This window comes from Bacteroidota bacterium (genome assembly GCA_020402865.1).
Classification (GTDB): Bacteria; Bacteroidota; Bacteroidia; order Palsa-965; family Palsa-965.
This window is the reverse complement of record JADBYT010000002.1, coordinates 467,791-486,781: the sequence shown is the minus strand read 5'-3', so window position 1 is coordinate 486,781 and position 18,991 is coordinate 467,791. Positions and strand designations below refer to the sequence as shown.

Here is an 18,991-nt window from a genome sequence, read left to right as displayed (position 1 = left end):
GCATTTTTTGTGAAGCATCTGACCATGAAAAAGCTGTTTTTCTCCCTGCTTGTGCTGCTTGTTTCCGTTAGCGGACTCCGCGCACAATACACAGTCAGCGGTACAGTAACCGATGGAACATCGGGCGAATTGCTGCCATTTGCCATTGTAGCTACCGAAGTTCAGTCGGTATATGCGGTGGCCGATGTAAATGGCGTGTACAAAATTTCCCTGCCCAACGGTGAGCATACACTTACCGTAAAGTACACCGGTTATACACACGAGCCGGTGAGTATAAAGATTGGCGGTAAATCGATGACCGTGAATCTGACCTGCAACAGCAAATCGCTGAAGGAAGTGGAAATTGTGGCTGATGTGGCGATTGACCGTAAAACGCCGGTGGCCTTTTCCAATGTAAACGAACAGCGCATCCGCGAAGAAGGTGCGGGCCGCGATGTAACCATGCTGCTCAATTCCACACCCGGCGCATACGCCACCGAACAGGGCGGCGGTGCCGGCGATTCACGTGTGAACATGCGCGGTTTCGACCAGCGTAACATTGCGGTGATGGTTGATGGCGTGCCGGTAAACGACATGGAAAACGGGCAGGTGTATTGGAGTAACTGGGATGGCTTGGGCGATGTGACCCGCACCATGCAGGTGCAGCGCGGCCTTGGTGCTTCACGTCTGGCGCTGCCTTCGGTGGGTGGTACAATAAACATTCTCACGCGTGGCATTGAACAGAAACAGGGCTTTTCCATTCGTCAGGAAGTGGGCAACAACGGCATGCAGAAACTACAGTTTGGCTTCAACTCGGGCGAGTTTGGCAAAGGCTGGGGCATTACCATGGCCGGATCGCGCCGCACAGGTCGCGGCTGGGTTGATTATACATGGAACGACAACTGGTCGTATTTCCTGAAAGTGCAGAAACGTATTGGCACCAGCCTGCTCACGTTTGGTATAAACGGCGCGCCGCAAAGCCACGGGCAGCGCACCGACCGTATGCCTATTGGCGTTCTCAACCGCCAGCTTGCCGAAAAACTTGGCATTGATGTGGATTCACTCTACGCAAACGGGAACGGCTACACAGTACCTTCGCTGGGCGAACTTGGCCTGCGCTATAATCCGCACTGGGGCAATTATGTAACTACCGACGGGCAAACCGCCACACTGAACGAGCGTGTAAATTATTACCACAAACCGCAAATCAGTTTCTCGCATTACTGGATGCCCAGTGAGAAATTTTATCTCTCCAATGTGGTGTATATGTCTATCGGTACCGGTGGCGGCACACGTTTAAACACCAGCGTAAATCGCGACTCCACTACCGGTCAGCTGAATTACCAGACCACCTACAACACCAACAGTACATTTATTGATGCGTTGTACAGCACCACCGAAACCAAATCAACACGTTACATCAACTCATCTGTAAATAACCACAAATGGGTGGGTGCGCTTTCTACAGCAACATTTAAACCCACCAACAACGCCACGTTCCTTTTCGGTGCGGATGCCCGCTATTACAAAGGCGAGCACTACCGCGAAGTGTATGACCTGCTGGGCGGCGATTACATTGTGGATGCTGCCGACCGAAACCAGCCAAACGGTGTAGGCAACCTGCAGTATTCGATGAAACGTAAAGGCGATAAGATTACCTATTACAATGATGGTTTGGTATGGTGGGGCGGTTTGTTTGCGCAGGGCGAATTCAAAACCGATAAATGGAGCACGTTCTTTACCCTCACCGGATCAATGACCGGCTACCAGCGTGTAGATTATTTCCGCAAACGCGATGTGATTCTCGACAACGGAGAAGTGGTGAACATGATTGTAGGATACAATGAAACGTACTACACCAACGGTTCTCAAAGCGGGGTTGCGCAAAACGGAGCTACCGTAACGGTATCAGGTGACACCACATTTATCAATAATCAGAGTGGAAGCGATTACACCATTGTGAACGCAAAATCATATTCGTGGGCCAATGCACGCACAGCTACCACACGCCGCATCTGGCTACCGGGCTTTACCGCCAAAACCGGTTTCAACTACAATATCAACAAACATTACAATGCCTTTATCAACGTAGGCTACATGAATATGCCGCCGCGTTTCAACAACGTATTCGACAATAACAACGAAGAGTTTACAGGCATTGAAAACCAGCAGGTGTATGCATTTGAAGCAGGCTTTGGTGCGCGACACAAAACAATTGCAGCCAACCTGAATTTGTACTACACCTATTGGAAAAACAAACCGCCGCAGTTTACACCCACCCTGAATATTGCCGGCGATGTGTTTTCCTATAACATCAACGGAATGGATGCCATTCACAAAGGCATTGAACTGGATGTAAACTGGAAAATCATGCACAACCTCTCGGCCGAAGCACTGATGTCGCTCGGCGACTGGCGCAACAACTCGGCCAAGAAAGCCTATATCTACGATCAGGATGAAACGCTGGTTGATTCAGTAGAGTTTGATGCGCGTGGTGTGCATGTGGGCGATGCTGCTCAGACTCAGCTTGGCTTCTCGCTGCGTTGGGAGCCGGTGAAGCGGTTTTACATCAAAGGCCGTTACACGTATTTCGACCGTCACTGGGCTAACCTTGATCCGCTTACACTGGTGGTAGAGTATGATGCACAGGGCGATATTACGGTAGATAACCGTCGCCGCGAATCGTATCAGCTGCCGGGTTACGGACTGGTTGATTTCTTTGCCGGCTATGAATTCCGTGAAACTCAGCTAGGCGATAATGGCCGCGGCATACGTATGAGCGTAAATATGTCGCTGCTGAATGCACTGAATACCGTTTACATTACGGACGGACAGAACGGCACATTCTTCGATGCTTCGTCGGCGCTTGTGTACATGGGCATGGGCCGTCGATGGACGGCAGGTGTACGCATAAGTTTCTGATCCTAGTTAATAAAGACTCCAAAACCAAAAGAAATGAAAAAAATCATCCTTGCGCTGTTTGCCCTCTGCACCATTCAGGCATTAACTGCGCAAACCACACTGCCCACGAGCTGGAGTTTTACCACAGCTACCTATCCGAACGGATGGACAAACAACGGAACCGGCTTTTACACCGGATCGGGTAATACACCTCCGGCCTGCCGTTTAGACAACACCGGCGACTGGATGCAAATCTGGTTTGCTTCGGCTCCGGGGCCGCTGAGCTACTACATTGCAGGCAACAGTTTCTCCGGCGGCACGTTTGAAGTGCAGGAATCTGTAAACGGGAATACCTGGACCACGCTGCGCACCTTTACGGGTACGCTTTCATCTACCTACACACAATACACCGACCTGCCTGCGGCAGCATCACGTTACGTGCGTTTTTTCTACACCACTAAAGTTTCCGGCAACGTAGGTCTTGATGATGTACTGCTTGATGTGCCTGCAGCAGGCCCGAGTCAGGAAATTGATGTATTGTCGGGTTCTTCCTCGATTCCTTCGGGCAGCACACTGTGGGCAGCATCGCCGGTATCTACCACTACGCCTATTGCGCTTTCGCTGGCCAATCTTGGTTTGGTAAACACGCTCAACATTTCGGGCATCACCATTACGGGTACCAATGCCAGTGAGTTTGTGCTGCAAACCAATCCCAGCAGTGTATCGGCCAACAGCAGTGCTGCACTGAACATCGACTTCACGCCCGCCGCAGTGGGCACACGCACAGCCACACTGACCATCAACAGCGACGATGCCGATGAGCCTGCATACATCATTAATATTAACGGCGCCGGCGGTGGTTTTGCCACCGAGCCCGCAGCATCAGCCACGGCACTTTCCTACACCAACGTTAAATCATATCGCTTTCAGGTAAACTTTACAGCCGCCAGCCCGGCTTGCGACGGTTATCTGGTACTTCGCCGCGACGACGCTCCTGTAACCGATGTGCCTGCAGATGGTTCGGTGTATGGTGTGGGTGATGTGGTAGGTAGTTCGCAGGTAGCTTTTGTGGGAACAGCAACGGCCTTTTGGGCCAACTACATTGGCGCTGCACAGGATTATTACTTCGCTGTATTTTCATACAACGGCCCCGGCCAGTACCGCAACTATCTCGGCGCCACTCCGCTTACCGGCATGGCTATGTCGGCCGGCTCAATGCAGCCCGCAAACTACTACAGCACCATCAGCACCGCTGCCCCCACATTTATTGCCGATCTGACCACACTTACTAACCCGCACACCGATAACTTCTACAGCAACTATGCCCCGCGCATGGTAACCCGTTTCTGGGCGCGCGATACCATTAACGGCCAGCGCGTGGTAACCTGTGTGTACTCGGGCGAAAACCTGATTTACACTGAGCCGTTTGGCTGGACAACCTTCAGCCGCGAGCACACTTATGCACACAGCTGGATGCCCGGCTATCCGAGCAACACCAGCAACCCCGAATACAGTGATTACTTCAACCTGTTTCCTACCAACCAGAACAACGCCAACGCACTCCGCAGCAACCTGCCGCTTGGCGAAGTGGTAAATGCCTCGACAACTTATCTCGGCTGCAAAGTAGGAACCAATGCACAAGGTCTGGTTGTGTTTGAACCACGCGACGAACAAAAGGGCGATGCCGCACGCGCGCTGTTTTACATGGCCGTTTGCTACAACTCCGCCAACCAAAGCTGGGCACTGCCCAACCCGATCCTTAACATGAGCTATGGACAGGATCAGAACATCCTCAAAGCCTGGCACTATCAGGATCCGCCGGATGCACGTGAAATTGCACGCAACGACTATATCGACTCGCTGCAGGGCAACCGTAATCCGTTTATCGACAGCGTGGATTATGCCTGTTACATCGACTTCTCAAACATGACAAAAATTACAGGTCCTGTGCTGCCCTGCTCTACGGTTGGTATTGGCGAAAATCAGTCAGTACGGGCACAGATGGGGCTCTGGCCCAATCCTACGGCCGGTCAGTTTTCGCTCTTCTACACCAACACTGTGAATGCGCCTGCTCAGGTGCGTCTTATTGATGTAACCGGACGCGTAGTGTTTGAACAGCAATATGCGGCATCGGCCGGAAGCAATTTGTTTGCGCTTGATTTCAGCGAAATTGCAAACGGTGTTTATACCATTCAGGTTGTGCAGGAAGAAATGGTAGTGTCTGAAAAACTGATTTTACAGTAATTGCACTTGGAAATTTTTCGCACAGAGCCGGTTCACAATAACCGGCTCTGTTTTTTTATAGCGATGAGGAAATCAAAACCGGAGAGAAATACCTGAATAAATCTATTCCCAATCAGGAGGCAATGCACTACCTTAGCAGCCTTAACCAAACCCTTGAAAAACATGCGAAAAACTCTACCCAAAATCTGGGTGTTATCGGTATTACTGCTGGTTGGCATCAACTTATTTGCGCAACCTGCAGGCTGGTCTCGCCTTCTCCCGATTACAGTAACTGAAAACTCGGGGCAAACCATTACCAATTACCAGATGCGTGTGGTGTTTGATTCGCAAACACTCATTGCAGCCGGGCAAATGCAAAGCAACGGTGCGGATATCCGTTTTGGCAAACAATGCAACGGCAGCACACTGTACAATTTCTGGGTTGAGCCTGCTACGCTGAACACCTCCGCTACTGTGGCCTGGGTAAAAATTGACACCCTTTTTGCCTCACAAAGCCGCACCATTTATATGTTTTACAGCAATAATTCGGCTGCTTCTGCATCAGCGGTACAGGGCACATTCGTAGGCCCCCACTCTTCTACCGACAGTGTAGCATCTGGTGGTTCGGGTGGTGCAACCAACTCGCAGCGCGGTTTCCGTTTCACACCCAACGAAGATCTGCTTGTAACACACTTCGGCAAGCGCGAGCCCAATGGCACCACACGTTTTATCACGCTGTTCAACTTTACCTCGCAGGCTATTCTCGAACAGATTCAGGTTTCAGGACCGGCCGCACAGTACAACTACGGTGCACTGGCCAATCCGCGCTGGCTTACCGGCGGCACACAGTATTTACTGCAACTGTACCAGGGTGCGTCTGATGGTTACTACTTCGGTACATCTTCACAAATAGGTCAGCACATTACCTACGGCGATATGCGCTACTGTAACAGCTGCACGCAAAACACATTCCCCACAAGTACATTATCCAATTACCACTACGGTTACCCCGATATGTGGTACTGGACCAAAAAGAATGTGACACCTGCCCCCACGTTTACACTGGGCACACCCGGACAGGCATTTGCATTTGAAGCCGGCAGCAATATCTCCGGATCGTGCCTCATTCCTACCTACACCATTGGCGATACTGCCTCGGGCGGAGGTCCGTTTACCTACAGCTGGGCGCCCGGCGCTACACTCAATGCTACCAACATTGGACAGGTTCAGGCTTCGCCAACCATTACAACCACCTACACGGTAACAGTAACCAACCCGCAAGGCTGTATTGTTACCGACTCGGTACAAATTATTTTACCGCCGCGTCCGGTGCTCACCTCTGCCACATCAAGCAACATTGTTTGCGAAGGCGACTCGGTGACACTTTCCGCAACGGGTGCTGATGCATACGACTGGCAACCCGGTGGCTATTCAGGCAATCCGATCACCATTCCGGTTAACAGCACCACCACATTCACGCTTACCGGCACCGAAAACAGCACCGGCTGCAGTTCAACCATGCAGCTAACCGTTACCGCGCTGCCCTTGCCCGTTGTAAGCATTAGCGGCAACACCAGCATTTGCCCCGGCGATGCCACTACACTTACCGCAAGCGGCGGCAGCTTCTATATCTGGAGCAACGGCGACACCACCGCATTTACCACTGCAGCACCCGCCGTTACCACCACCTACAGCGTGGATGTGGCCGACAACAACGGTTGCGCTGCTTCCGACACTGTAACTGTAACCGTACTGCCCGCTCCTGCGGTTAGCATTTCGGGCAATACAGCAGTGTGTATTGGCTCACCGGTAACGCTTACCTCATCGGCTGCGGTGTCGTATTTATGGAACACCGGCGATACTACCGCTTCTATTTCGGATGTACCTTCTTCAACCCAGATGTATTCTGTAAACGTGCTCGACAGCAACGGATGTGTGGGCAGCGACTCGGTAAACGTGACCGTAAATCCGCTGCCTGTAATTACCGTTAGCGGCAACACAACCGTGTGCGCAGGCAACAGCACCGTGCTTACCGCAAGCGGCGCTTCAACATATGTGTGGACACCCGGCAACCTCACCGGCACCACGGTTACGCTCACACCCGCTGTTTCAGGTCCGATACAGATTAATGGTACTGACCCCAACGGCTGCACCAGCACCACAACCACTACCATAACCGTAAACCCGCTGCCTACCGTGCAGATTGCCAGCAACACCACCACAGTGTGCGTTGACGATGGCCCGTCGGGATTCAACACAATGCCTTTGAGCGGCGGTGTGCTTAGCGGCCCCGGCGTGGTAAACAACCAGTTCAACCCCGGTTCTGCAGGTGTGGGCACGCACACGGTAACTTATTCGTACACCGATGGCAATGGCTGTGTAAACTCCGCATCCATTGTAATGACGGTGAATGCCTGTGTAGGTGTGAATGAAAACGAAACGCTTTCGCTGAATGTATATCCGAACCCGGCCGGCACGCAACTTTTTGTGGAAAGCCAGCTGAATGGTCAGGCTACCATTCGCCTCTACGACAGCCGTGGCCGCATTGTACTTACCACTACCAGCACCGAAACACGCACAGAGCTAAACACCGGTGCACTGAGCAATGGTATTTATTTGCTTGAAGTGATGAGCGCCGACGGAAAACGTTCTTCGCGTCAGGTAGTGATTCAGCAGTAATTTTTTGCTGACCATAATTATAAAGAGCGGCAGTCCGGTTGGACTGCCGCTCTTTTCATAACGAAGATCTGATTTTACTAATGCCCAGTCGTTTTATCTTTGTGTCGTGAAAAAGCTGGTCTATCTGTTGTTTCCGTTGCTGCTGCTCTGGCCTTTATTATTTGCGGGCGATTCGGCGGCGGAGCGCGGCAAGCGGCGGCTCCCGCGCACGGCGGCTGAATTGGGGAAACTGCTTTTTTCCGAATTAATGCTTTCGCTGGATTACACGATTGCCTGTGATGGTTGTCATCACCCGGAGCTTGCATTTGCGGATACCGTACCTTTTAATACAGGTGTTGGAGGAAAATTTGCCGCACGGAATACTCCTTCAGTTATGAACCTGTCAGGGCATTCTCCTCTTTTCTACGACGGACGTGCGGCCACACTTGAGGAGCAGGCGCTGGGGCCAATTGCCAATCCGCTTGAAATGGCTTTGCCCATCGACTCGGCACTGGCAAGGCTTAATGGCGATGAATTTTACCGGCAGGCTTTCTACAAAATATTCCGCAGCCCGGCCACGGCAGAGAATCTGGGCTTTGCACTGGCTGAATTTGAGCGTACTCTGAACACCAACGCTCCCTGGGACAAATTCATGCGGGGCGACAGCACAGCCGTTTCGGAAGCCGCCAAACGCGGCCGCGACATTTTCAACAACAAAGGCAAATGTTTCGACTGCCACAAGGGCGTGGACTTTACCCAGGATGAATTCCGCAACATTGGCCTTTACAACGGCAAAAACCTGAATGACCGCGGCCGCTTTGAGATTACCCGCGACAGCACCGATTTAGGCAGGTTTAAAACACCCGGCCTGCGCAATGTGGCGGTAACCGGCCCGTACATGCACAACGGCATGTTTGCCACATTGCGCGAAGTAATAGACTATTACAATGAACCTCAGCACATTGTACCCGACGCAATCAATACCGACACCCTCATACAGCCCCTCCATCTCTCCGAAAAAGAGAAAAACGACCTCGAAGCATTCCTCCGCGCACTCACCAATGAACAGTTTACCAACACCCGCTAAGCACGTTCATTTTTAGTCTTTTTACCGCCCGAAGCTTTTCATTGGTCGAATTTTAACAATTCTTTTGACCGGTTTAACGTAAAGAAAATATATCTTAAATACCTAATAATCAGAAATATAACTCATTTTCCGCCCTGACAGACATTTATCAAATGCCCAATGTTGGCGAAAAAAAGTTGCAGGATAAGATTAAGTAGGTATTTTAGCGCGACTTTCAACAGAAATATGGACTCTGACAGTAGAAACCGGTTTGAAACTCCGCACATACATCACTACTTCGGCGTTGTCCCTGCTGTTGCTCAGCCTGGGACATGAGCTGGCCGCTACGGCCGGCGATCCGCCGCATGCTGTAGCCAAACGCTCGGCAATTGTCTCCGATACCACAGAACCATCGTTAAATACGGTTGCCGCTTTGCGTGCAGATACTACTGAGCCTTATGCTCCGGTAATTGCTGCTGCCCTGCGCGACTCCTCCGATTCGACCGGTGAACCTAAGAAGGCCGGCGAACCTGTGGTGAAACAAACCGTTACCCCGCTCGAAGCGCTTGAAGAGGGCGATGAGTTTTACGACGATTGGGATACCGCTTCGGTACATTCGGCCAAGTTCGACGCATTACTTTTCAGTGATACGGTAGCCGTTCCGCTCTACGACCCTGCGCACTGTACTTACACGCACCCGTTTAACGGCCAGCCCACTTCGCATTTCGGCTTTCGCCGCTACCGCTATCACTTTGGTATCGACATTAACCTCGAAACCGGCGATTCGGTAAAATGTGCGTTCGACGGCAAGGTGCGCATTGCACAATACAGCAAAAGCTACGGCTACCTTGTTGTGGTGCGTCATGAGAACGGCCTCGAAACCTACTACGCCCACCTTTCAAAACTGCTCGTAAAGCCCGGTCAGGAACTGGAAGCAGGCAACCTCGTAGGACTAGGCGGCAACACCGGCCACTCGCACGGCAGCCACCTGCACTTTGAAGTACGTTTCCGCGGTCAGCCCATCGACCCGAACATGATTATCGACTTCCGCAACCAGTGCCTGCGCACCGATACCCTGTATCTCACACAGTCGCACTTCAAGTACCTGACCGAAACGCACAAAGTAGTACGCCGTTCGCGCCGCCGCACCCGTGTAAGCTATTACACACCCGGCGGAGCACACTACGCCACCCCCGAAGCCAAAGCCATTATGGCAAAACTTCCGGAACCCGTTGTGCCCGGCAACAACAGTACCGCCCCCGCAGCTGCTCCCAACCCGGGCACACCGGCAGTAAACAATGTGCCGCAAAAAACAGCCTCCACGGCACAAACAACGGCCAAGAAAACAACCACTGCTACCGCCCCCAAAGGTGGTGCCGTGTACTATACCATTAAAAAAGGCGATACACTCTCGGCCATTGCCGTGAAATACGGCACATCGGTTCAGAAAATCTGCCAACTTAACGGCATCAAATCAACCACCACGCTCCAGATCGGACGTAAACTAAGGGTGAAGTAAATAATCTGCTTTGTTTGAAAGGCTGCCTCATATTCAGGCAGCCTTTTTTATGCCGGTAAAGGGCACGCACAGCAGTTACTTACATTTATTTTTTCGGGAGAATACGCCCTTGATTTACTGCCCGTGGCAAAGCAATCATTACGCATGCCCGTAAATAACGTCTCCAAGAATCAAAAGTTAAACGAAAATAGCATCTGCGCGGTTTGCAGTCAGCGGCGCTTATCCGGGTGCAGCTTACACAAGTGAGCCTTTCCACTATTGCTTCACCACACACTGGGTTTGAAGAGGCACATTATTTACCACAAGCTGCAGCATATATACACCGGGAGCCAGATCATGAATATTCATCTCCACGAAATTTCGCCCCTCCATACCGGAGAAATTCAGTGTAGAACGCACCTTTCGGCCGGTGGCATCAAACATGTCCACATACACAGGCGCATCTTCATCCAGCGTAAAACCAATTCCCAATACTTCACTCGCAGGCGATGGGAAAAGCACCACGTTTGAACCACCGGTTACGCAGGCTTCGCGGTATATTAAGGAAAGCCGTGTGGTTTGTCCGTTAAAATCGGTTTGTTCGAGTATGTAATAACAGTCTTCCGTTAGAGGTGCATTATCGAACCAGGAGTAATTAACCGGCTGCATGGAATTTCCACTGCCACTGATCGTGGCAATTGTTTCGAACACATTGCCCGATGCGGTTTTGCGTTTGATGGTAAAGTGATTGTTCTCGCTTTCGGAAGCTGTGCTCCAGCGAAGCTCAACCACATTATCCACACAGGCAGAAGTAAAAGACAACAATTCAACCGGCAGCGGCGTGGCCGTGTAGTTTACTGTGGCAAGTGTAAAGTACAGATTGCCGGTATTACCCAAATTGGTGATACCCGAAAACTGAATCCGGGTTCCGCTGAGCACAGCACCGGTATAAATGGTTGTTCCGCCATTGGCAAAATTGCCATCATTATCAACCAGCAAACGCAGGTTGGTGATCGGTGTATAGGCCACCAGTAATGTGGATTCAAAACCTACCGATACTGTTTGTGTAAAATTGGTAGCCTGCGCCTGCCAAACCCGTTGAATACGTGCGGCATTTGTACCAAGCGATGCAGGAACGTTGCTGAAAGAAGGATCGCCCACAATAGAAACCGGCGCGCCTGCATTGTGACCGATGATGAGTGTGGACAGGTTTGCACTGAATGCTGCGGGTGCAGCAAAAGTACCGGTGGTAATCGTAACCAGATCAACCGAGGGATTTAAACTAAGCACACCACGCGATGTAGTTTGATTGAGCGTCGATGCATCATCGCGCCCGATACCGGTTACATTGTTATGATAGCCGATCTGACTGGTGTTTCCGCCCCATATCGAAGTGCCTGCACTATTCTGATACACGTAAGGCGCTCCGCTCCCCTGATTGTTTTTGAGCGTAATGCCGTATTTCACCGCCAGATAACTTTCTACACGACGTATTTCACTGCTGTTGAGCAGTGTATTGTAAACGAGTATTTCTGCAAAATCAATTTGTGTCGGGAGATTGTTTGTGCTGATATCATTATTACCAATACAAAGCCTTCGGGTAGTAGTGCCCGGACTGAAATTTAAGCCGGAAAGCGTGAGTGAGCCGGAGACATTGCTGTTCAGCACAACCTCAGACAATGCAGCAGTTGTGGTTGTGCGCACCAGCACATCACGGTTCAGCACATTGGTTGTGGTGTTGGTATTTCTGCCAGCGACATCATCCACAAAATCAAAACGCGGACTCCCGGCATTATTCTCATAGCCAAATCTGAAACTACCGCTACTTGCCGTTTCCCATTTAAAATAAACGATTCCGGCTTTCAGATTGTGCACCTGAAACACAGTATTGTTGTTGGTACTGAAAAGCGAATTGCCGGTAAACAAATTATTGCTGGCAAGGCTGTTGGTAGTTCCGTTAAATGAGATATACGGATTATTGTTTAAGGCATTGTTAACCAGCGTGGGGCTGGTTTGTGCAGGTGTACCGGGTTGCACAATAAAATTGCCTGTTACTCCTGCTCCCGACTGGTCGTTCCATTGTGTAACCGCTCCGGCTGAACTGGTTACGCCGGTATTTGCGCGTAGCCAGCATCTTAAATTTGCAGATGAGGCACCGGGATAGGAAGAACAGGCCGCAATAGCCCTGTTCCCGGCCGGAGCGGTAACAGCAGGCGTATAGGTGGTTGTACCTATTCTGAACGATACACATTGGGCGTCAATTACATTCGCTATTGTGGCCGTGCTTGCATTCAAATCGTATGCAATCCAGAAATAATTGGTACCTGCTTGCAGCGTCTGGCTGCCGTTAAAGGTAATTGTGCCGGTAGCCGGTGTAGCACCACCGGTTTGAAATTCGCTTATATTCTGAAAGGTGGCCGAAGTTCCGGTGTAATAAATACGGATGCGGGTTACATCATTCGTATTGGTTCCCGGAATGGTAGAACCCGTCATATTAATTGAAAGCTGATTCAGGCTTAATGCATTGCAGGATCCGGTAGTAATTACATTCAGAGAAATAACCGGCTGGTCAAAATCACATCGCATTACACTGGCAGTTGATGCCTGCACGGTTGTTGAAGATGAGTACACCATATTGGCCGGAGCAACGGCTCTGTATGCAAGCAGTGCTGTATTACCTGTTGAACAGAAGTAGGTATTTACCAATACACGGTAAGTGCCCCCGGCAGTGGGTGTCCAGGTCACATACGACTGTACACCGCAAAAATCATCACTGTAACCACCGGGAACAGGATTTCCGGCATTGTCGAGGATGGTAATCTGCGAATCAAATGTGGCGTTACTCCCATCGGCAGCACAGAAAGAAAACGTGTAGGTAGGAAAGCAGGTGGCCGGAACTACAAACGTGTAATAATTACCTGTGCTTACGTTCATTGTTTGAAACGCCGCAGCGGGTGCCGGCGATAATGCGCCTGCATTGGTTCCGCCTGTACACTGACCTTGTAGTGTTTGAGTTAGCAGAAATAAAGCAAGTGCACAGCCTATGTGCCTTAACGTGCTGATCATTGGAATAAGTATTGAGCATGGCTAAAATAACAAAAAAATCAAAAACGATTTAGGTATTAATGACAATCACATAAAATAATGATTTTCAAACTATTAAAAATATTTCGGAATGTGAATACTGACAATCCCGGAGACGGTTACCCGATACAGAACACAAAAAATCCGCTAAGGCTCACACAACCAGAACATTTCGCAGCGCCAGGCATCAAAATAACCGTAACTCTCAGCACTGCAGCTCACGCTGAATACCGGCGAATTGTCCACTTGCTCAATCTGGCTGTATAAACAGGGCAGCACCCATGCGCCTGTGCTGTCAAGCAAACCCTTGCGCCTTGTTGAATCAGCCACAAGAATATAGCCCGAAGGCAGCCGCTGCGCCTCTTCCAGCGAGGGCGGCAACACATAATTGCCCTTCGTGTCTATCATACCCAGCCGGCCGTTTATACGCACCAGCGCCAAACCGCTTACAAAAGGCCCTGCTTCGTCAAACGTGTAAGGGATCCGAAGTTTCTGAAGCCGGTCGGCGTAGCCCCATTTACCTTTTTTGTTTACAGCAGCAAAGCCATCCTGAAAGGGCTGTACATCGTCAAAATCGCGCGGGAGGATGAGTTTGCCTGTACTGTCAATAAGGCCGGCTTTCTTTTCGAGCAGCACCCGGGCCGAATTGTTACGGAACAGATTATCACCCAGCTCTTCACGATTATAGAGGAAGCTGATCGGAACTGCAATTTTTCCCGCCGCGTTAAGGTAGCCAAACTTACCGTCGAGCACCACCAGCGCCAGCCCTTCGCTCCACGGCCCGATATAGGTATAAATGCAGGGCTGCAGCAACTGACCTTGTGCGTTAATAAGTCCCCAGCGGTTGTTCAGGCGCACGCGCACAGGCAAGCCGGCTGCAAACGACTCGGCCCGGTCGTATAGCGGAGGAATTACGGTTTCGCCTTTACGGTTGATGAAGCCCCAGCGCCCGGTGCTGTCGCGCATCCACGCCAGTCCCTGACTGAAGTTACCAAACTCGGCGGGTCTGCATTCAATAAGTTCGTTACCGGTAATGTCGATAAAACCGCTGCAATCGTTTCTGCTCACGCGGGCAAGGCCTTCACTAAACGGACCAATAAAATCGTACGCACGGCGGGTAATTGTTTTGCCGGTATGATCAATTAAGTAATACTGATCAAGCGAGTCGATAACCACAGCGGTTCCGTTGTTAAAATTACCGGCTTCGAGGTACTGCAGCGGAATAACCACAGTTCCGTTTTTGGCAATGTAGCCGCTGAATTTATCGTTGGCGGCCACAGCCAGCCCTTCGTAGAAGAATTCTGTCCGGGAAAATTGCGGTGCAATGCGCACTTTTCCCGTGCTGTCGGCAAAACCGGTATATACATTACCCGCACTGTCTTTCACCTGTACGGGGAAAAACGGTGTTTGCGCCAGCTCAATATCGGCAGTGAGTTGTTCGGGGAAAGGATAATCGGGGAATTGATTTTTGAACCGGGAAATGGAGGCGGTGGTAAAATCATTCACCGAAAGGCGGTAAATGCGCTTCCACGCATCAGGTACGTTGCGGTTTGCAGGATGCTTTTGTACAAATGCGTAGTACTGCGCCACCGTGTGCTCCGGCACGGAAAGGCTGTATAACGAATCTTCGGCCTGCAGGCGGTAAGGGCTTTCGGGGTAACTGCGCAGAAAGTTTTCAAACACCTCAGGCGTACCGGCTTCCGTGCTGCTGAGAAAAAGCAGTTCGTGGTAGCGCGCAGCGGCCACAGGTACTTGTGCCGCCTGCGGATAATCCGACATAAACGCAAGATAGGCCTGCCAGGTGTGTATGCCCACCGTTTGGCTGAATGCAAGTGCATTGCGGCTTTCTGTTGCAGCCGCCACAAGCTGCGAATCGCAATTATTTTCGATGAAAAGATTGTAGGCTGCCAGCGTATTTATTTTTTGTGCCTGCCGGAAACAAAGCGAATCAATACGCTGCTCAAGCACCCGTAACGATGAATCGGTTATGCCAAGTCGGGCTAGCCTGCTGCGCTCGTTTTTTTTCGTAAGCGGCAAACTGAATTTTGCTTCCTGCACATAATTGTATGCACGCATCGGATCATGAAACGGATTATCCGTGCGCGAACAAATTTCGGCCAACCCGAAGGAGGCTCCGGCCGGATGACGTTTCATACTGCCCAGAAACAACTCGCGGGCCTTGAAATAGTTGTAAATTTTAAGCGCAGCAAAACCCCGCTCCAGCTTCCCTGCACACAGAAAACCCGAGAATTGCACACAAATTGCAACCAGCAAAAATCGCTTCATCTGTCCACAAAGTTAACGGAGTGACAATAGCACCACACATGCCCGTTGTTGAGTTTTTAACCAACGTTTCACGATATAGATAAAACAACCGCAATTAATTTCGGCAACAACCGTTTGTTCTTTGACAGTAACAACGCCAATTCCGTTTTTGTATGCTTAACTTTGCGGCATGTTTTCAACCGGACAAATCACTTTCATTTTTGTCTTCGTAGCCATGTTTGCTGCGGCACTCGTATGGGCTTACCGCAGCGACCGATCAGACAACCGCAAACATTATCGCGGAGTTTGGAAAATACTCATTGCCGTGGTGCTCATTTTGGGTGCAATGACGTACATTTTGCGTATTCTCAGAAAAATCTGATTATCAGTGAATTAAGGTAAAAATAAAATCACCGCACTTAGCTTAGACTTCGAAAATTCGGGTATTTTTTGGCTTGTAAACCCCGCAAATAACCTGAATCTTTGTGTTGTAAAATATATAGACCTCCGGTTGCATCTTTTTTAACCGAAAAACGTATGATAACACACGCAATATCATGGTTTTTGGTTACCGGAGAAGCGCCAAAAATAAATAACTTGCAAAGACCTCAAGATTAACCCGATGAAAACTGTATTGGTTCGCCCTATGTTGATTTTTGCGATGCTCCTTTTCGGAGCCGGGGCTACCCATGCTTCGCAGGCACTGCTGGTAGAAGGGAAGTATCAAAGCAAAAATCTTTATGTGCAAAATGCCGTAAATGACGGTGGTGTAGGCTATTGTGTGTATGAAGTACGTGTAAACGGCCAGGTTTCTACCGACGAGGTTAATTCGAGCGCCTTTGAAATTGACCTGCGAAACTTCAACCTACAGCCGGGCGACAAAGTGGAAGTGCAGCTTTTTCACAAAGACGGCTGCTCACCAAAAGTGCTGAACCCGGAAGCCCTTAAGCCCCGCCCCACATTTGTAACCGAATCCATCAGCATCAGCCCGGCCGGACTGCTTACCTGGACTACCAACAGCGAAACCGGAGCACTTACTTATATTGTTGAACAGTATCGCTGGAACAAGTGGGTGTATGTGGGCGAAGTGCAGGGCGTTGGAACTCCCTCGCGCAACAACTACAGTTTCCAGATTACGCCGCACTCCGGCGAAAACCGCTTCCGCGTGAAGCAGCTCGGCTTTGGACGCGAAGTGCGTTATACGCCCGAAGTAAAATTCACATCAACCTCTGAAGCAATTACATTCACTCAATCCAAAGACGGCAAACAGATCATGCTGTCGGGCCAGACCCTCTATGAAATGTATGACCCGTATGGGAATGTGGTGCTCAAGGGCTACGGCAACACTATTAATCTTACCCAATTTTCGCCCGGCGAGTACTTCCTTTGCTACGACAATAAAATGGCGCCGATAACCCGGAAGAAATAGCCATACACGATTTAATACACACACACTCCTTAAAAGGCTGTTTGCATTGCGCAGGCAGCCTTTTTTGGTGATACAAGTGCCGCGCACTTCAGGCCATTTCTTCAAGCAGCGCTTCCATTTCGCTGAACATCATGGCGGTGGCGCCCCAAAGTATATTGCCTTCAATAATGTAGCAGGGCGCCTCAATGGTGATGCCGCTGCCAATATTTATTTTGCGTGTGTCTTTCACGGCCGGATCGAGGAACGTACGCAGCGGAATTTCGAGCAGGGCTTCCACCTCGTCGGGGCTGGGCAGCCATTGGGGGCGCTGCGGCAACTGTGCCACAAACGGCCGCACCAGAAAATTGCTGGGCGGAATGTACAGCGGCGAAAGTGCGCCAAGCAATTGCTCCTCGCCTGCGTGCAACCCCACTTCTTCGCGGGCTTCACGCAAGGCGGTTTGCGCCGGTGATGCATCTTCGGCTTCCTCAGCCCCGCCCGGCAAGGCAAGCTGTCCGCTGTGCACACCCTGATACGACGGCCGTTTGATGAGCAGCGTGTGTATTTCGCCCTTGTGCGGAAACAACGGCATGAGCACCGCGCTGCGCCGGTGGCCGGGATTTTCGGCAAGGTATTCTTCAACCGTTTTGCGGCTGCGCATGGTCATGCGGTTCTGCGCATCGGCACCCGGCAAAGGCTGCTGCAGGCGGCGCTGCAAATGAAGAAAAAATTCGTCGGGCTGATGCAATAGTACCATATAATATTTATATACTTGCTTAATTATTTATCATAAATAATATAATAAACAACTATTATATTTGATTAAAAAATAATAAATAATGGAATTCCCAAAATTAACACCCCGATTCATTCGAAATCCACTAGGAATAATAGGCTCATTCATTTCTCTAATATATGGATTTGCTTGTTTTACTCTCGACAAATCAATTTCAAATCTTGAGAATGAAAATGAAAGACTTCCATTAATTTGGTTTGTTATTATATATCCTATCTTAATATTAATACTATTTTTTATTCTTGTGGTTAAACATCATACAAAATTATATGCACCATCAGACTTTAAAGATGAATCAATATTTAGTTCACTAGCGACAATTTCTCCTGAAAATATAGAGATCAAAGCCAATAGAGATGCCGAATTACTTGAAAAGAATGCGTCAAGTAATGACTCAGCAATAAATTCGAACAATTCAACTGAACTTCCCGAAGAAGCTAGCACAGTGAAAAATTTAACAATTAATAGCCCTCCTCAAAATAATACAATAGATAAAAAACAAAATCTCATCAATAAAGTCAAAGAATCTGAAAGATTAGCTATTAACTACCTGACAATTGAAAATAAAAAATTTTACAAATCAAATATTAGGATTGCATTATCAAATGGCCACACTTTAAATATTGATGGGCTATATGAAGATGAAAAAAGCGCGCATATTGTCGAGATTAAATACTGGGAACATGACAGATCTATCAATCACCTAATTTTTTCATTAAGAGAGTTCCTTGCAAACTCCGTTCACATGCTAAATAATTTTGCTAATCAAAAAAAGCAACTTAAAATATATATAATAATAGTCTGGGATAATATTAATCTTGTAGATGAAACTACTAAGTCAAAAATTGCAGGATTTATTGATTCGCAAAACAATCAAATAAGACTACGTCAACTTGACTACCAGACATTACTAGAGAGATACGATTAATAACTGACTAATTATTTCTATTTTACTTCATGGTTCTGCGCATCGGCACCCGGCAAAGGCTGCTGCAGGCGACGCTGCAAATGAAGAAAAAATTCGTCGGGCTGATGCAGCAAGGTCATACGCAAAGATAAGGAGTTGCCGAAGCTGGTTTTCACTTCAGCATTCTACAATTATCTGCACGCAGA

Annotated in this window: 12 protein-coding genes; 8 read left to right on the top strand and 4 right to left on the bottom strand. The window is 49.5% G+C overall.

The genetic code is table 11. From position 1 onward, the window contains the following. Nucleotides 1-24 precede the first annotated feature (24 nt). The 5 genes from IM638_03150 to IM638_03130 all read left to right on the top strand — a co-directional run bounded on the left by IM638_03150 (nucleotide 25) and on the right by IM638_03130 (nucleotide 10,346). On the top strand, nucleotides 25-2,901 hold the full coding sequence (locus tag IM638_03150) for a TonB-dependent receptor plug domain-containing protein (protein MCA6362006.1): 2,877 nt from the start codon (nucleotides 25-27) through the stop codon (nucleotides 2,899-2,901). 33 nt (nucleotides 2,902-2,934) lie between these two features. Further along, nucleotides 2,935-5,124 carry an endonuclease gene (locus IM638_03145; GenBank protein MCA6362005.1) on the top strand — a complete coding sequence of 730 codons (2,190 nt, stop codon included), beginning with the start codon at nucleotides 2,935-2,937 and terminating at the stop codon, nucleotides 5,122-5,124. Nucleotides 5,125-5,286: 162 nt separating this feature from the next. Next, a complete protein-coding gene (locus IM638_03140) occupies nucleotides 5,287-7,782 on the top strand; it encodes a DUF2341 domain-containing protein (GenBank protein MCA6362004.1) in 2,496 nt (831 codons plus the stop codon). Nucleotides 7,783-7,888: 106 nt separating this feature from the next. Then, entirely contained in the window at nucleotides 7,889-8,848 is a 960-nt protein-coding gene (locus IM638_03135; protein ID MCA6362003.1) for a cytochrome-c peroxidase, read from the top strand. A gap of 250 nt (nucleotides 8,849-9,098) precedes the next feature. Next, nucleotides 9,099-10,346 carry a peptidoglycan DD-metalloendopeptidase family protein gene (locus IM638_03130; protein MCA6362002.1) on the top strand — a complete coding sequence of 416 codons (1,248 nt, stop codon included), beginning with the start codon at nucleotides 9,099-9,101 and terminating at the stop codon, nucleotides 10,344-10,346. 255 nt (nucleotides 10,347-10,601) lie between these two features. Here the strand turns inward: IM638_03130 and IM638_03125 are convergent, their stop codons facing one another. Together IM638_03125 and IM638_03120 are read right to left on the bottom strand one after the other, a co-directional pair. Continuing rightward, complete coding sequence (locus IM638_03125; protein MCA6362001.1) at nucleotides 10,602-13,391, bottom strand: hypothetical protein; 2,790 nt, start codon at nucleotides 13,389-13,391, stop codon at nucleotides 10,602-10,604. A 165-nt stretch (nucleotides 13,392-13,556) separates the two neighbouring features. Beyond that, nucleotides 13,557-15,695: a WG repeat-containing protein gene (locus IM638_03120; protein MCA6362000.1), complete on the bottom strand. Its 2,139-nt coding sequence runs from the start codon at nucleotides 15,693-15,695 to the stop codon at nucleotides 13,557-13,559. Between the two features lie 169 nt (nucleotides 15,696-15,864). Here IM638_03120 and IM638_03115 point away from each other — a divergent pair, with 169 nt between their 5' ends. Beyond that, nucleotides 15,865-16,056 carry a hypothetical protein gene (locus tag IM638_03115; protein ID MCA6361999.1) on the top strand — a complete coding sequence of 64 codons (192 nt, stop codon included), beginning with the start codon at nucleotides 15,865-15,867 and terminating at the stop codon, nucleotides 16,054-16,056. A 279-nt stretch (nucleotides 16,057-16,335) separates the two neighbouring features. Beyond that, entirely contained in the window at nucleotides 16,336-17,103 is a 768-nt protein-coding gene (locus tag IM638_03110; GenBank protein ID MCA6361998.1) for a hypothetical protein, read from the top strand. A gap of 88 nt (nucleotides 17,104-17,191) precedes the next feature. Here the strand turns inward: IM638_03110 and IM638_03105 are convergent, their stop codons facing one another. After that, nucleotides 17,192-17,839 (bottom strand): CoA pyrophosphatase, encoded by a 648-nt coding sequence (locus tag IM638_03105; GenBank protein ID MCA6361997.1) that lies wholly within the window; start codon nucleotides 17,837-17,839, stop codon nucleotides 17,192-17,194. Between the two features lie 82 nt (nucleotides 17,840-17,921). On the opposite strand from IM638_03105, the gene IM638_03100 reads away from it, so the two are divergent. Continuing rightward, nucleotides 17,922-18,806 carry a hypothetical protein gene (locus tag IM638_03100; GenBank protein ID MCA6361996.1) on the top strand — a complete coding sequence of 295 codons (885 nt, stop codon included), beginning with the start codon at nucleotides 17,922-17,924 and terminating at the stop codon, nucleotides 18,804-18,806. Between the two features lie 17 nt (nucleotides 18,807-18,823). Here the strand turns inward: IM638_03100 and IM638_03095 are convergent, their stop codons facing one another. Then, nucleotides 18,824-18,961, bottom strand: coding sequence for a hypothetical protein (locus IM638_03095; protein ID MCA6361995.1), 138 nt, complete (start codon nucleotides 18,959-18,961; stop codon nucleotides 18,824-18,826). Nucleotides 18,962-18,991 lie beyond the last annotated feature (30 nt).